The sequence below is a fragment of the Streptococcus cristatus genome (genome assembly GCF_003943535.1).
Classification (GTDB): domain Bacteria; phylum Bacillota; class Bacilli; order Lactobacillales; family Streptococcaceae; genus Streptococcus; species Streptococcus cristatus_L.
This window is the reverse complement of record NZ_RJPU01000006.1, coordinates 88508-104610: the sequence shown is the minus strand read 5'-3', so window position 1 is coordinate 104610 and position 16103 is coordinate 88508. Positions and strand designations below refer to the sequence as shown.

11 protein-coding genes are annotated in these 16103 nt (G+C 45.2%); 1 reads left to right on the top strand and 10 read right to left on the bottom strand.

Annotation, left to right across the window (positions count from 1 at the left end; all coding sequences use genetic code 11):
• The 9 genes from D8790_RS08425 to proB form a co-directional block, all read right to left on the bottom strand.
• The coding region (locus D8790_RS08425; protein ID WP_312023756.1) for a GbpC/Spa domain-containing protein at window positions 1–3455 on the bottom strand (3455 nt) is incomplete at its 3' end.
• A gap of 283 nt (window positions 3456–3738) precedes the next feature.
• Window positions 3739–4617 (bottom strand): tRNA pseudouridine(55) synthase TruB, encoded by an 879-nt coding sequence (gene truB, locus D8790_RS08420; protein WP_125388284.1) that lies wholly within the window; start codon window positions 4615–4617, stop codon window positions 3739–3741.
• Window positions 4618–4628: 11 nt separating this feature from the next.
• The gene (locus tag D8790_RS08415; RefSeq protein ID WP_125388283.1) at window positions 4629–5900 is read right to left on the bottom strand and encodes a DUF2130 domain-containing protein; all 1272 of its coding nucleotides are present in this window, start codon (window positions 5898–5900) and stop codon (window positions 4629–4631) included.
• A gap of 92 nt (window positions 5901–5992) precedes the next feature.
• Window positions 5993–7738: an ABC transporter ATP-binding protein gene (locus D8790_RS08410; RefSeq protein ID WP_125388282.1), complete on the bottom strand. Its 1746-nt coding sequence runs from the start codon at window positions 7736–7738 to the stop codon at window positions 5993–5995.
• A complete protein-coding gene (locus D8790_RS08405; protein ID WP_125388281.1) occupies window positions 7731–9497 on the bottom strand; it encodes an ABC transporter ATP-binding protein in 1767 nt (588 codons plus the stop codon). The genes D8790_RS08410 and D8790_RS08405 overlap by 8 nt, the downstream gene beginning before the upstream one ends.
• A gap of 18 nt (window positions 9498–9515) precedes the next feature.
• Complete coding sequence (locus D8790_RS08400) at window positions 9516–10127, bottom strand: TetR/AcrR family transcriptional regulator (RefSeq protein ID WP_125388280.1); 612 nt, start codon at window positions 10125–10127, stop codon at window positions 9516–9518.
• Between the two features lie 324 nt (window positions 10128–10451).
• Complete coding sequence (gene proC, locus D8790_RS08395; protein WP_125388286.1) at window positions 10452–11252, bottom strand: pyrroline-5-carboxylate reductase; 801 nt, start codon at window positions 11250–11252, stop codon at window positions 10452–10454.
• A gap of 2 nt (window positions 11253–11254) precedes the next feature.
• Entirely contained in the window at window positions 11255–12517 is a 1263-nt protein-coding gene (locus D8790_RS08390; RefSeq protein ID WP_125388279.1) for a glutamate-5-semialdehyde dehydrogenase, read from the bottom strand.
• Window positions 12518–12613: 96 nt separating this feature from the next.
• A complete protein-coding gene (proB, locus tag D8790_RS08385; RefSeq protein ID WP_125388278.1) occupies window positions 12614–13723 on the bottom strand; it encodes a glutamate 5-kinase in 1110 nt (369 codons plus the stop codon).
• A gap of 137 nt (window positions 13724–13860) precedes the next feature.
• On the opposite strand from proB, the gene D8790_RS08380 reads away from it, so the two are divergent.
• Window positions 13861–14676 (top strand): Cof-type HAD-IIB family hydrolase, encoded by an 816-nt coding sequence (locus D8790_RS08380; protein WP_125388277.1) that lies wholly within the window; start codon window positions 13861–13863, stop codon window positions 14674–14676.
• 113 nt (window positions 14677–14789) lie between these two features.
• Here D8790_RS08380 and D8790_RS08375 read toward each other — a convergent pair whose 3' ends face one another.
• Window positions 14790–15941 carry an iron-containing alcohol dehydrogenase gene (locus D8790_RS08375; RefSeq protein ID WP_125388276.1) on the bottom strand — a complete coding sequence of 384 codons (1152 nt, stop codon included), beginning with the start codon at window positions 15939–15941 and terminating at the stop codon, window positions 14790–14792.
• Window positions 15942–16103 lie beyond the last annotated feature (162 nt).

Sequence of the window (16103 nt, the reverse complement as noted above, 5' to 3'; positions counted from 1 at the left end):
CCATTACCGTTCTTATCAAGACCGACTTGAACAGTGTGAGTACCGTTGTTGTTGTCGACAACCTTAGCTAGTGGAGATTTACCATCCTTACCGTCTTTAACGATAGTAGATGAGGTTACTTCATCTGGATCCAATTGGCCATTGCCGTTCTTATCAAGACCAACTTTAACAGTGTGTGTACCGTCGTTGTTGTCTACGACTTGCGCCAATGATGGCTTGCCATCTTCACCTTTGGCACCAGTTGCGCCGGTTGCTCCAGTTTCACCTTTATCGCCTTTGGCTCCGGTCGCGCCTGTAGCTCCAGTTGCGCCAGCTTTGCCATCCTTACCATCTTTGATGATAGTTGAAGATGTCACTTCGTCTGGATCCAACTCACCATTACCGTTCTTATCAAGACCGACTTGAACTGTGTGTGTGCCGTTATTGTTATCAACAACTTTAGCCAATGGAGACTTGCCATCTTTTCCGTCTTTAACGATAGTAGATGAGGTTACCTCATCTGGATCCAACTGACCATTGCCATTCTTATCCAGACCAATTTTAACAGTGTGTGTACCGTCGATGTTGTCTACGACTTGAGCCAATGATGGCTTGCCATCTTCACCTTTTGCTCCTGTAGCTCCAGTTGCACCTGTTTCACCTTTAGCTCCGGTCGCGCCTGTAGCTCCAGTTGCGCCAGCTTTGCCATCCTTACCATCTTTGATGATTGTAGATGATGTTACTTCGTCTGGATCAAGCTCACCATTACCGTTCTTATCAAGACCGACTTGAACTGTGTGTGTGCCGTTATTGTTATCAACAACTTTAGCCAATGGAGACTTGCCATCTTTTCCGTCTTTAACGATAGTAGATGAGGTTACCTCATCTGGATCCAACTGACCATTGCCATTCTTATCCAGACCAACTTTAACAGTGTGCGTGCCGTTGTTATTATCGACAACTTGGGCTAATGATGGCTTACCATCTTCTCCTTTAGCGCCAGTCGCACCTGTTTCACCTTTATCGCCTTTAGCTCCAGTGGCGCCAGTTGCACCTTTGTCACCCTTAGCTCCGGTTGCACCTGTGGCGCCAGTAGCGCCCTTATCACCTTTTGGTCCTGCTGCGCCTGTGGCGCCGGTTGCTCCAGTTGCACCTTTATCGCCTTTTGGTCCTGCTGCACCTGTTTCACCTTTATCGCCTTTTGGTCCTGCTGCACCGGTTGCTCCGGTCGCGCCTGTGGCTCCAGTTGCACCAGTTGCACCAGTTGCGCCTTTATCGCCTTTTGGTCCTGCTGCGCCTGTAGCACCCTTATCACCTTTTGGTCCTGCTGCACCTGTGGCGCCGGTTGCACCAGTTGCGCCTTTATCACCCTTAGGTCCAGTTGGTCCCGCATTACGTTTGACAACCATGATGGTATCTACAGGATCAACGTAATTGTGTCCCTTAAATCCTCTTACAGTTCCACCATTTTTAAGTGTCTCAAGTTCTTGAGCTGTAAACTTAGGATTTGGTACGTCATTTAGGTTTTCTGGTTTTGGTCCTACAACAATAACTTGTCCGTCTTTACCTTGTTGGTAAACAATCTGAGAACCAGTTTGATTGTCAAAGGTGCGTTTTTGATCTGGAGTGGCATTCTCATAATCTACGACTCTGACATTATGTGGAATATCCATAACAAATCTGTCATAAGATTTTTCTGGTTCTGGTGCTGGAACTTCATTGACATATGCTGCTGGAGTATAAGTCAAAGTAGGGTTAGTTACGACATTATTCGCTTTTACGTTGGTGTTAAATGAGAACCATTGGCGAACTGGACGTGGCCAGAATCGACCAGGGTTAGTGGTAGCAATGTCAAAACCTAATGTTGTACCACTTGTAACTTTTGCAGCACCTGCCCCCCAGAATTCATTTGGGTTACCTTGTTGGTCCCATTGGTATTCAGTTTGACCTTTATAAGAGTTGTTTTTGCCGTTTGCATAGTACCAACCATTTGCCTGCGGAACGATAGAAGAACCTACAATTTGTACATTCTGCATATTTGAGCTCAAATTACCATAAATTTCAGCGTAAATATCATCCCCGTGGTGGTTACGTGAAGCGAAAGAAACAACACCTGGTGTTTGACCGAAGTCCACCTTAGTACCATCTGCATAATAGAATTCCCATTCCATATGTAATTGGTTACCAGTTCCTTTACGATCATAGCTAGAGCCATTCCAAACCGTCATAGTTGGGTCTTTATGGATAGCCATTACCATACTATCATCATTAGCGGAACTCTTCTTAGGCGTATATCTAGCAATAGCTTTCGTGATAGGTCGACCACCAGCAGATGAGTTGTGCAAGGTATACTCTACTGTTGTAGTTCTGCCAACTTGCGTATGAACCATGTAGTATCCATCTGTGGCATCTTTGATGATTCGCTCTGCTGCTGGTTGGCTTGTATCGGCTCTAGTGATAACTGCATTCGGTTGAGTAGTTGTCCCGTCTCGCCACTCACTGTAGCTTCGACTATCCAAAGCTTCACGAACATATTGATTTCGAGATGTGAGCGTACTGTCTTTGACGAACCAGTCTCCTTGTGCCAGCCTAATCCTAGCCGTTGCGTTTGGCTCATCAGAGAACACGAGGTTTTGAGGAGCAATTTGTTGCAAACTTCCTTCTTGACCAGTTAGTTGTTGAGCTCTTTGTTTAGCCGTCAAGTAATCAGAGATTTTTCTATTCATTGCCTGAGCTTCAGTATTTTGAAGATCCGCTGCTTGACGTTCTAATCTGCGTCTTTCTTCGTCAGTTGTTGCGGTTCCAAAATTTCTAAGCTGGTTCGGTGTAACTGGCAAGTTCTCTGATGCTGCTCTATCCAACTGAGTTTTCAAGGCATTCGCTTGAACTGTAGCTAGATTACCATCTTGAGTAACAGTATAGTCAGATCCTTGGCGAGCAGCACCAGTATTTCGGAATCCTGATGTACCACTAACACTTCTGAATCCTGATGTGCCTGAACGCTTAGGTTGTGCGGCTGCATTAGTTTCAGAACTTGCTGTTTTTGGCTCTGATTTTTCTTCTTTTGGCTCAGCCTTTTCTTCTGCTTTAGCTTCTTTCGGAGCGCTTGTTTCTTCTGACTTTTCATCTTTTGAAACAGCTGCTTCTTCTGCTTTAGCTACTTCTTCAGTGCTCGGTGCAGCTTGTTCCTTAGCTTCAGTTGCTTGAGCATTTGCATTTGCTGACGCAGCATTCTTTTCAGGTTCAGCTTGTGCTTCAGTTGCCGGTTTCTCAGACTCTTTTTCATCTGAAACTCTAGTAGTTTCTGCTACTTGAGCTGCTTGATCTTGTGCAGAAGGACTAACTTCTTGCGCACTTGCAACTCCCCCTCCTAGAAAGAAAATACTTGATCCTAGAAAAACTGAACATGCGCCCCATGCTCTCGTCTTACGAATTGTAAAACGTTGCCTTTCTATTTTCTTCCAGTCTTGTCCCATGTATTGGAACCCTCCTTATTATTTAAAATTGTCACTCCCTTAAGTGTACCATATAAGTAAGATTTAAGCAATTTTATAGCCCTATCATTACTAATTCATTTTTAGCGAAAATGTCCAATTTTTGAGTATTGCTATTTTAAAAATTCACAGTAAATTTTATAAGTGTTTCTGATCTATTCGAACAGTATATTTATACATTTTTTAGTCTATAGATTTGGTTAATTATTCTAGGCATAAAAAAATCCTGAAAATAAATTTCAGGACTCTGATATTTTCAATATGATTAAAGAAAAACTTTTTTAGGTTTATAAGCTTCTTCCCTTTTTTCTAAGATGGCGATAAGCTTACCTTTATGAAAACCAGCCAAGATTGTTGCCGCATTTTCAATGAAAATAAAGCGACCAAAGCGGACTTCCTCTAACTGCTCTATCGTTAGTTCAATCTTTGGTAGATCACCTGTCCCCAACTCCAGAGGCTGAAGAAATGTAAAATCCTCCACTGCTACTCGCTCCGCTATTTCTTCCAAGGTCAAAGCATCATCTAAGCTCATACCTGCTGAAGAAGTCCGTGTCAACTGAGACATGTGACTGGCAAAGCCCAGCTTGGCTCCCAAATCAACAGACAGGGTTCGGACGTAGGTTCCCTTGCTGCACTTGACCCGAAAGCGAAAACGAGCTTGCTCATCTTCATAGGAATTCGGACTTGTGCGCTCAAAACTATAGATGGTCACCTGCCGCTCTGGTCGCTCCACTTCTTGACCTGCACGCGCATACTCATAAAGCTTGCGGCCATTTACCTTGACTGCAGAGTACATGGGCGGAATCTGGCGAAGCTCACCAGTCATGGACTCCATCGCTTCATCGATAAGGGCTTCTTCTAAAAGCTCCGTCACTGGCGTCCGCTCAAGAATGTCGCCGCTAGCATCCTCTGTCGTCGTTGAGCAGCCCAGAGTAATCTCCCCCTCGTAGATCTTTCCTTCCTCCTGCATGAACTCGACCAAACGTGTCGCCTTGCCTACAGCAATCGGAAGCACCCCGACTACATCTGGATCCAAGGTGCCCCCGTGACCAATTTTCTTCGTTCCTAAAATCTTGCGCAGCTTAAATACCGCATCATGCGAAGTCATGCCCGCTTCTTTTCTTAAGTTGATAATACCGTTCATATCTTACTTTCTTACTTCTCCTTCAAAGCCTCAAACTTAGCTTTCATAGTAGGATTTTTGCGTGTCAATTTTTTGACAGAGACGTCGTCCAGTTTATTATTTGCTAAGCGCAGCTGGTTTTCAGAGGTCGTCAGGAATTTCTTGATTTCTTCCATCCGGCGGATAGCCTTGTCAATCTCCTCGATGGCCTTGCCAAAGTTGGTCGAAGCAGACTGATAGTTCTTAGCAAAAGCTACTTTAAAGGCATCCAAATCTTCCTCAAAATGTGTTATATCAATATTCTGCTCCCGCACCAAGGCCAGCTCCTGCTTGTACTGGAGCGAGTTAAGCGCAGCATTACGCAAAAGGGTAATCATGGGCAAGAAGAACTGTGGTCGGATAACATACATCTTCTCATAGGCATAGGACACGTCGACAATACCCGAATTGTAGAGTTCACTGTCAGCCTCAAGAAGTGTCACCAGAATGGCATACTCGCAACCCTTCTCCCGCCGGTCCTTATCCAGCTCTTTGAAGAAATGCTCGTTTTTCTTCTTGGTAGCTGTCTCATCGCCTTCATTTTTCATCTCAAACATGATGGAGAGGATTTCTACACCATTTTCATCCACCTCACGGTAAATGTAGTCGCCCTTGCTGCCTGTTCTGGCATCATTGTCCTTGCCAAATTCCGCTCGCGGAAACATCCCCATGCGATTCTTGTTAAACTCATACTCGCAGTGCTGTTCCAAACTCTCGCCAATCATCTTAGTAGACTGCTTGGCCTTAAAATCCTTGTAGAACTCTATGGTCTCATCTTTCTGCCGCAGCTCTACCTCATAGCGCTCTTTGAGAGAGGTCTGAGCCAGCGCTGCTTCCTTTTCTTGCAAAACTAGCTGATTCTTAACCTCGTCTCGCTCTTTTTCCAGCGCAGACAAGGTCTTTTGGAGTTGATTTTCATGCTCCAAGCGCAGAGTTGTCAGCTGACTTTCCAATTGCTGAACTTCCTTATCCTTCTCCTGCAATTGAAGACTTGCTGCCTGCTCCGCCTCTTTCTTTGCCAATTCCTGCTGGGTCTCAAACTGAGCGATTTGACTTTGAAGCTTGCTAATTTCCTGCTCTTTCTGCGATAGGAGAGCTTGTTGGGCATTCTGGGATTTTTGCTCTGCTAAAGCCAGCTCCTGCTCAATCCGAGCATGAATCTCCTTGTCAAACTCTGCAGTCCGAACCTGCGACAAAAGCTCACTGTACTGGCTCTCATTGACTGTAAAAACCTCCCCGCAGTTGGGGCATTTGATTTCGTTCATGGCTACCTCATTCAAGATTTTCTATATTTCATTATACCATTCTTCCCTTTAAATGAAAAACAGCAAGCCAAATAGCTTGCTGTTTCAGGTTATCACTCCTCCATCTCAATCCGCCAGCTGGCGGCTGTTTTTCTTTCTTGGATAAATTTGCTGTAGATACCTTGTTTGGCCAGTAAGTCTTGGTGTTTCCCTTGCTCGACAATGTGGCCTTGATCCAGCACCAGAATCTGGTCTGCATGCTCAACCGTCTTGAGTCGGTGGGCAATCATGATAATGGTCTTATCGCGAGTCAAAGCCTGAATAGCCCGCATGAGGGCTTCTTCGTTTTCGGGGTCAACATTGGCTGTTGCTTCATCCAGAATGATAATAGGTGCATCCTTGATAATAGCTCGAGCGATGGAAATACGCTGGCGCTCACCTCCAGAAAGACTGGCACCCCCTTCACCAATCTTAGTGTCATAGCCATCAGGCAGCGAGAGGATAAAGTCATGACAGGCGGCTTTCTTAGCAGCTTCTATCACTTCTTCCTGACTGGCCTCCGGCTTGCCAAAACGAATGTTATTGCCAATGGTATCTTCAAAGAGATAGACGCTTTGAAAGACAAAGCTGAAATTACGAATCAGGCTGTCATAGCTGTATTCCCTAACATCATGCCCGTCTAGACTAATACTTCCCTGGTCCACATCCCAGAAGCGGGCAATGAGGTTGCAAAGCGTTGTTTTGCCTGATCCAGAAGGTCCGACCAGGGCAGTTGTTGTTTTTTCGGGAATGGTGAGGGAAACCCGGTCAATAATTTTCTTATTTCCATAAGAGAAGCTAACATCTCTCAGCTCAATCCGGCTGCTCTTAGGCTCAATATCCTGACCGCTGATGTCCATCGGCTGGATAGCCAAGACTTGATTGACCATATCAACTGACAAATCAACAATGCGTAGGAGAGAAGAGAAAGAGCCAACGCCGTCTAGATTTTCATAAATCATAAAACCACTGACAATCATCATAATGGTTACCAGCAGCTCCATACTGCCATTGAGATAAAAATAGATAGAGAAAAGACCCATAAAGAGACCGGTCAGCTTGGTCACAATGCCTTGGAGGGCAATGTAAGGTGAGGTCACAAGTGTAATTTTGGTATCTAGCTGACTCTTACCTTCAATAGCCTTGGACAGCTTCTTGGCAGAACGGTTGACCAGATTGTAGTTCTTAACTTCAGCAATCCCTTGGCTATACTCCAAAACAACGGCTACCAGGTCCATATCCGCCTGATACTTGTCAGCCGAAACCTTGCCAACTTGCCAACGCATGAGGGTATTGGGCAGGATAAAGAGGACGAGCCCCCCCAAGAGAACCAGACCAACCCGCCAGTCATAGAGAAAGACCAAAATAGTGATGAGACCAGTCGTCAGAAAGCCCTGCACAGTCATCATAACCACTCGAGTAGCGACATCAGACAGCCCTTCCAGCGTATTCGTCGTAACACTGGTAATCTTGCCCAAGCTATTTTGATTAAAGTAACCCATGGGCAGATAGCGCATGTGCTCGGCAATTTCAATCCGCTTCTGAGCACAGGTATGATAGCCCGCTTCCGTCTGCAGCATGGTAATTTTCAGAGTAATCCAGACATTTAGCACAGTGGATACCAACATGATAGCCAGAGCCAGCCAGAAGGTCTGCATCGAGAAGTTCTTCTCTATCAGTCCCATAACGACTAGGCCGATTGCTGGGATACGCAGAGCGATGATAAAGGACTTGATGATGCCCAGATAAATGGATTGATAAAATTTCCTACAGTCCTCTGCCGTACAGAAATCAAAGAATTTCTTCAGTATATTAAGCATGAGTCAGCCCTCCTTCCATTTCACCACTATCTCTGGTAGCAATATGAGCCTGCCACATAGAAGCATAAAGCGGACTGGCTGCCAGCAACTCTTCATGCCGGCCTCTAGCTTCAATCCGACCATCATTGACCAGGACTATCTGGTCTGCACTCATAATCGTAGACAGCCTGTGGGCAATGACAATCAAGGTCCGTCCCTCAATCAGACGAGCTAGACTAGACTGAATCCGTGCTTCATTTTCCGGATCAGTATAAGCAGTCGCTTCATCTAAGATAAGAATTGGCGCATCCTTAAGCATGGCACGGGCGATGGCAATCCGCTGGCGCTCCCCACCAGATAGATGACCGCCGCCAGAGCCTACTTGAGTCTCCAAACCTTCTTCCAAGTTCATGATAAAGTCATAACAGCCACAGCGACGGGCAATTTCGATGACCTCTTCATCAGAAGCTGCTGGATTTCCCATCCGGATATTTTCCATAATAGTCTCATCAAAGAGATAGTTATCCTGGGTCACATAAGCAATCTGCCGACTGTAATAGTCTAGCGGAAGCTGGCGAATATCCAAACCACCATAGGTAATCTGACCAGAACTGACATCCCAGAAAGAAGCCAGAAGCTTAGCAATTGTAGACTTACCCGAGCCTGATGGCCCAACTAAAGCATTGATGCTGCCAGCCTTAATATCTAGCGAAATACCGTGCAGCACTTCCTCTTCATCTGTATAGCCAAAGCTGACATTCGTCATGACCAGATCCCTTCCTTTTGGAAGTTCTCGCAGCTCCTGAGGCCTTTCCAAATCAGGCTTTTCCAAAATATCAATGACTTGGCCAAAAATAGTCCCGATTTTCCGTAAATCGTCCATATAGCTAGCCACTAAAATCAGAGGAGTCAGCAGACTGAGCGAAAGAATAATCATCAGAATAAAATTGCTGGCAGTCAAACTGCCTTGCAGATAGAAATAACAGCCAGCCGGCAACAGAAAGAGTAAGCCTGATGGCAGAAAAGCAGTCACAATGCCCATCTCCAGATTGAACTTGCGCATCCACTCAATAAAGCAGTCTGCTCCTTCTCTAGCAGCCGTCACAAACTTATCGTAAGAAAATTTTTCCTTGCCAAAAACCTTGATGACTTCAATCCCATTGATGTATTCCACCGCTGTATCATTGAGCTTTTTGGTCTTGACTAGAGTATTTTGATAGTCCGCTTCGCTATTGACAGCCATCCGCATATAGGCCAGCGCCACGATGGGAATAGTCAGGAGAGACAGTAAGGTCAGCCGCCAATCGATAACCAGCATAGCAATGAGCACAATAATCGGACCAAAAATCCCAGCAGTAAACTCTGGAATCAGGTGAGCCAAGGTCGTTTCAGTCGCATCTACCCGCTCAACGATAATGTTTTTATAACTTCCTGATGACTGACTAAGCACTGTACCTAAAGGCAGCCTAGCTAGCTTGTCTGTCAGGCGGCGCCGCATTTCCGCTAAAATCTTAAAAGTAGCCGTATGTGACAGCATGGTGGAAATACCGTGAAATCCCCAGTAGCCAATCCAGGCCAGACCTGCCAAAGCTGACTGCTGCAAGTAAAAATCCCAGTTTTTATTGCCATCCAAGAGCTGATTAATCATTCCACCAATAAAGAAATAAGGCAGGAATCCTGAAAGCACAGAGACAAAAGCAAAGATCAGACTGAGCACAAAATACATCTTATGAAGGGAAACAAAGTCCCAGATCCAAGCAAGAACAGATTTTTTCTTCATAGAATGTCCTTCTTTCTATCAAAAACCGAGCAAACCTCCCCAGTCAAACAAGTCCATGATGGAATGGCAAAATTCCAGCGCCTGCTCTTGGGGCCAGTCTTGAGCCAAGGGCTCAAATACAGCTGTGTAATAAGCTGTCATGCACGATCGCAGAAACTCGTGTTTGACCAAATGATTGATCTTACCCTCTTTGTAAGCCAGCTCCAAATAGCGATAAGTCTCGTCTGCTGCCAAATGAGGCAGACGCATCCTGAAGTCCGCTTGCGAAGAACCCTGAGATTTAAAGAGCAAGAGCTGCATAATATCCTTATGCTCATAGAGAATCCGCATCAGGGACTGGAGATCTTCCAAGCGATGGGCCCACATATCAGACAGGTGTCCCTCTTCTAGGAAAGCATAGTCACGTCGCTTCTGCTCTTGTCCATACTTATCTAAGGCTGTCAGAGTAGGCTCAAGCAGAGCTGTAAAGAGACTGTCCTTACCCTCATAGCGCTTATAAAGAGCCCCAGTCGTCAAGCCAGCAGCGCGACAAATTCTCCGCAGTGAAGCATCCTGATAGCCATAAGCCAAGAACTCACTCCTCGCGCTTTCCAAGATTTTTTCGTTTAACTCATCTGTTTCTTTTTTCATGGTTTCAATTTGATAACACTGTTATCACCTTTCTTCTTTTATTATAAATTCTGACAATTTAACTGTCAAGGAAAAACAAAAGAAATATGGGCTGAGCTGTTGATTTTTAAATCTACTTCTTCTTAGGCAAAGTCTCCATCTATGTCATCCACAGGTTTACTTTCACTTAACCTAGCATGGATAGCTTTTGGAAAAACAAAAAGACACTCGTACTGACTTTAAACAAGCCATCTACGAGTGTCTCTCTGCACTACTTATATGATGATGTATTATCTCATTTTGCAATTCTATTTTTTCTTCAAAAGAAGCAAAATGTCAATTACCCTACTTACCAAGTTCCTGCGTCCTCTTGTAGGCAGCTTGAACGGCAGCCATGACTGTTCCTCGAAAGGCATTTTCTTCCAGACTGGCTACCCCAACAATGGTCGATCCGCTCGGACTGCAGACTTGATCTTTGAGCTGGGCCGGATGTCGACCGCTAACCTGACCTAGCTTGGCAGCGCCTAAAAGGGTCTGATTGGCTAGTTGAAGGGCTATATCGCGACTGAGTCCTGCTCGCACACCTGCATCCGCTAAAGCTTCTATAAAGAGATAGACGAAGGCTGGTCCACAGCCAGCAAGAGCTGTCGCTGCATCCAACTGTTTTTCCTCTAGTTTGACTAAAAGGCCAGCTGAAGACAGAAGTTCACGCAACAAGTCTTCGTCCGCTTGATTCGCCTGCTGAGATAAGGCATAAGTAATAACTCCCTCGCCAACAGCTACCGGTGTATTAGGCATGATTCGAATCCAACGATGGTGGCGAGGTGTCAATTTTTCTAACGTTTCCAAAGGCAGACCCGCAGCCATCGAAACTAGGAGAAGAGAATTTCGTTTTTCTAGAATTTCCTGATACTCAGCCAGCAAGTCAGCAAATTGAGCAGGTTTGATGCCCAGAAAAATCACCTCTGCCTGAGCAAAAACTTCTGTATTACTGACCGGCTGACCACCAAGTTCTGCAGCAATCGTTTCAGCCTTGTCACGACTGCGATTGGCCAGTAGTAATTCGCTTCTATATCTCTCATCTTGGGCAACTAGGCGAGCGAGACTGCCGCCCATATTTCCCAGACCGATAAATCCAATTTTCATCATTATTTCCTCACTTGACCAGTCCCTTGGATGACGTATTTATAGCTGGTCAACTCTTTCAGTCCCATAGGACCTCTAGCATGCAGTTTTTGAGTAGAAATCCCCATTTCGCAGCCAAGGCCAAATTGACCGCCATCTGTAAAGCGGGTTGAGGCGTTGACATAAACTGCTGCGCTATCCACTTGCTCTGTGAAGTAAGCTGCCGCTGCATCATTCTCCGTCACAATGGCATCCGAGTGATGAGTGCTGTGAGCCTCAATATGCTCCACCGCTTCTTCCAGCGAGGAAACCAGCTTGACAGCTAAGATATAGTCCAAAAATTCGGTGTCAAAATCTTCCGGTCTAGCTTGCGAGCCTGATATATACTGAGCTGCTTTCTCATCCAAACGTAATTCAACAGCTTTTTCTTGCGCAGCATTACGATCAGTCACCAGCATCTTCTGCAAACGTGGTAAAAATGCTGCTGCAATCTCTTCATGAACCAGCAGTACCTCCATGGCATTGCAGACAGAAGGGCGACTAGTCTTAGCATTCTCAATAATCGTCAAAGCCGTGCCCTGATCAGCATCCTTATCTACATAGACATGGACAATTCCAGTACCTGTCTCAATAACCGGCACAGTCGCATTCTCCACGACCGCCTGAATCAATCCCGCGCCACCACGAGGAATGAGTAAATCCAGATAGCCCTTGGCCTTCATCATAGCCTGAGCTGAAGCTCGGCTGGTATCAGAAACCAACTGGATACAATCCGGCGAAATCTTGGTCTGAGTCAAACCTTTTTTCAGAGCTGTGACAATAGCTAGCGCTGTCTGATAGGCATCCTTGCCGCTTCTGAGAACGACTGCACTGCCACTCTTTAACGCCAGAGCCGCAGCATCTGAAGTGACATTGGGCCGGCTTTCATAGATAATGCCAATCACGCCCATAGCCACTCGCTTTTTACTGATAACGAGACCGTTCTCAAGCTCAGTCCTTTCCAAGACTTGCCCTACAGGATCCTCCAAGTCAATCAGCTGGCGAATACCTTCTGCCATGGCGGCAATCCGATCCTCGTCCAGATAGAGGCGGTCCAGCATCACATCTGAGATTTTAGCTTTAGCCGCTGACATATCCAGTTCATTGGCTGCTAAAATATCCGCACGAGAAAGCCAGAGCTGCTTTGCCATTTCCTCTAATGCTTGATTTTTCTCAGCAGTTGTAGCTGTGTTGATTGATTTTTTTGACTTTTTTACAATTTCAAATAATTCTTGTGTTGAGGTCATAGCGCCTCCTTTCGTAAGATACAATAATTCCTTTTTTCTATTGGCGAAGATGTTGGGGAGTCCGGGTAAAGGAAATAAGTAAGTTCCTATTTCCACTTAAAATTCAGAAAAGAGCAATTGGAGCTCTGGAGTAATAGAAATCCAATCGTCACGATGAATCACGACTCCCTTTGGCTTACTAGAACGCAGCATATCCTTGAGAGCAGATTTACCAAAGCGCACGCGCCCCTTTCCTAAAATCGCACCCGTCTCTTCTTCGTACACCGTCACCGTATCTTGGTAAGAAAAATGCCCCTCTAACCTAACAATTCCTGATGCCAGAAGGCTTTTGCCATCGTAGCGGAGTGCCTGTGCTGCTCCCTGATCCACATAGATAGAACCTTGGCTCTTGGCATAGAAGGCTAGCCATTGCTTTTGTGTCTTCAAGCCCTTATCCTGCGCTGAGAAAAAGCTCCCGTCTCGAGTCTGGCTCGCCGCCTCCAATAAAGCATTGCTTTTTAGCGACGAACAAATATAAACTGGTACACCAGACATGGTCGCCAAAGTTGCTGCTTTGATCTTGGTCAGCATGCCACCAGTCCCATTGCTAGAGCCTGCACCGCCTGCCATGTCAATCAAATCGCTAGAGATCGCCTCAATTCTTTCAAGACGTTGGGCAGTTGGATCTGAAGCTGGGTTGGCCGTGTAAAGCCCATCAACATCTGTCAAAAGTACCAAAAGGTCCGCCTGAACCATAGCTGCCACCTGAGCACTGAGCGTGTCATTGTCTCCCACCTTTAGCTCCTCGATAGAAACTGTGTCATTTTCATTGATAATGGGAATGGCACCTCGATTAAGGAGGACTGACAGAGCTTGGTGAGCATTTTTGTAACGCCGCTTATCCGCAAAATCATCCTGCGTCAGCAAAATCTGGGCAGATACAATCTTCTTCAGAAGCAGATTAGTTGTGTACTCCTCTAGGAGAAGGCCCTGACCAACAGCTGCCGAAGCCTGTTTATCGGCTACCTTGGTGGGGCGTTTTTTAAAGCCTAGAGAAGAAAAACCTGCCGCAATGGCTCCAGACGATACCAAAATCAACTCGTGCCCTGCTTCATGCAAGACCGATAATTGATGCGTGATTTCCCGCACCTTTGCCCGCGACAGGCTACCGTCAGGATTTGTCAGTGAGCTCGTTCCAACTTTAAATACAATACGCTTTGCTTTCATAGCTTCTCTTTTCCTTACTAGATTTTCTTATTATACCATAAGGACAGGAAAATTAAAAAAACAATCTTTCCCCATTTCTGCTCTCCTAGCAATAGAAAATATGCTATAATATTCACAAATACTATTGGAGAAAAACTATGATTAAACTAATTGCCCTTGATATGGATGGAACCCTACTAACTGAGGAAAAAAAGATTCCTCAAGCTCATATTGATGCTATCCACCAAGCTATCCAAGCTGGAGTCAAGCTGGTTCTCTGTACAGGTAGACCGCTCGTGGGTGTCAAGCCTTACTATCAGGAATTGGGCTTGGAGAATGAAAACGAATATGTCATCGTAGACAATGGCTGCGCTATCCATCAGACTAGCGATTGGCAGGTCGTTGACTGGAAAGAATTAAATCCAGATGATATTCGCTACCTCTACAGTTTATCCGAGCAGAGCCAAGTGCAGTTGACCTTGTTTGATGAAGAGCATTACTTCGTCGTGGGAGAAAAGGCCAGCAAAATTGTGACAGATGATGCGGCTCTTGTCTTTACGACTCCTACTGAAATCAGCCTTGAAGAAGCTTGCAGCGGCCAGCATCGAATGTTTCAAGCTATGTTTCTAGGAAATCCAGAACAGGTAGACGATTTTGAGACCAAGTTCTCGCAGGAACTCTGCCAACGATTCAGTGGCGTCCGTTCCCAGCCTGTCATCTATGAGGCGATGCCAAAAGGTGTTACAAAAGCCTTTGCCCTAGAACGTCTGGCGCAACGTCTAGAAATCAAGCCTGAGGAAATCATGGCACTGGGCGATGCGAATAATGATATTGAAATGCTGCAGTTTGCTGGCTTGGGCGTTGCCATGGGAAATGCTAGCCAGCATGTCAAAGACTTGGCCAACTATGTAACAGATAGCAATGAAGAAAATGGCGTCGCCACTGCTATTGCTAAGTTTATTCTAGAGCACTAATCCTGTAGATCATCCCATTTCCATAAATTAAAAAGACAGCTGTAGGAGAGAGAGCAACTGTCTTTTTTTGATATAAATCAACTAAGTTTAGAGGGAGAGCTTTTTCCTTTGGCTTAAAACAATTCCTTGTATAAAGCAATGGTTTCTTCCAAAGTCGGCATGAAAGGATTGCCAGGTGCGCAAGCATCAATCAAAGCATTCTTAGAAAGGTATTCAAAGTCAAAGTCCTTTTCTTCAATACCAAGTTCGGTCAATTTCTTAGGAATACCGACCGTTTCGGACAAGGTTTCTATTTCTGAAATGGCATATGCTGCACATTCTTCATCAGTCTTGCCTTCGGTATGCAAGCCTAAAGCTTTAGCTACATTTCTAAAGGCTGCTGGTACACGTTTGGCATTTTCACGCTCAACTACTGGCAGGAGCATAGCACAGCAAACGCCATGAGGCAAATGATAGACCGCACCAAGCTGGTGAGCCATCGAATGCACGTAGCCCAGACCTGCATTGTTAAAGGACATGCCCCCAAGGAAAATAGCATTGACCATAGCTTCACGCGCTTCTATATCATGGCCATTAGCAACTGCACGCGGCAAATATTCCTTAATCAACTCAATAGCACCGATAGACAACTTCTTGGTCACGCCATAAGCACCAGGAGTTACCAAGGCCTCAACAGCATGAGTCAAAGCATCCATCCCGGTTGCTGCTGTTAAATTAGTTGGTTTGGAAACCATGAGCTCTGGGTCATTGACAGAGATGAGAGCCAGACTGTTTTTATCAACCATCACCATCTTGACCTGACGTTCTTCATCCGTGATAACATAGTTGATAGTGATTTCGGCAGAAGTCCCTGCCGTTGTGTTGATGGCTACAACTGGCAGACCCTTTTCTTTAGACTTGTGGAGCCCTTCATAATCCTGCGGCTTACCACCATTTGTCGCCATGATGGAAATACAGCTAGCAGCATCTTGAGGTGAGCCACCGCCGACACTGATGATAAAATCACAGTCATTTTCTTGAAGAGTAGCTAAGCCATCATAAACATTCTTACAAGAAGGATTTGGGTCTACATCTTCAAAAACCACATATTCAATGTCTTCTGCTTCTAGCGGCTTGATGACTTTTGGTAAAATGTCACTGGATGCAATGTAGTGGTCTGTAACGATGAGAGCTTTCTTGAAGCCCAGCTCTTTGACATGACCGCCAAATTCATTGATGACACCCTTACCAATCAAATTGACTGATGGAACGTAGAAAACTGACATAATGATTTCCTCCTTAATTGAGCACAAAGCTCTATTGCATATGTTAATATAATTTTACTACTTTCTCTTCTACTTTTCAAATAATTATACAAGTCAAAATACAAAAAAGAGAGTGGGACAGAAATCGGTAATTCGTTAGAATTCGATTTCGTCGTCCCACCT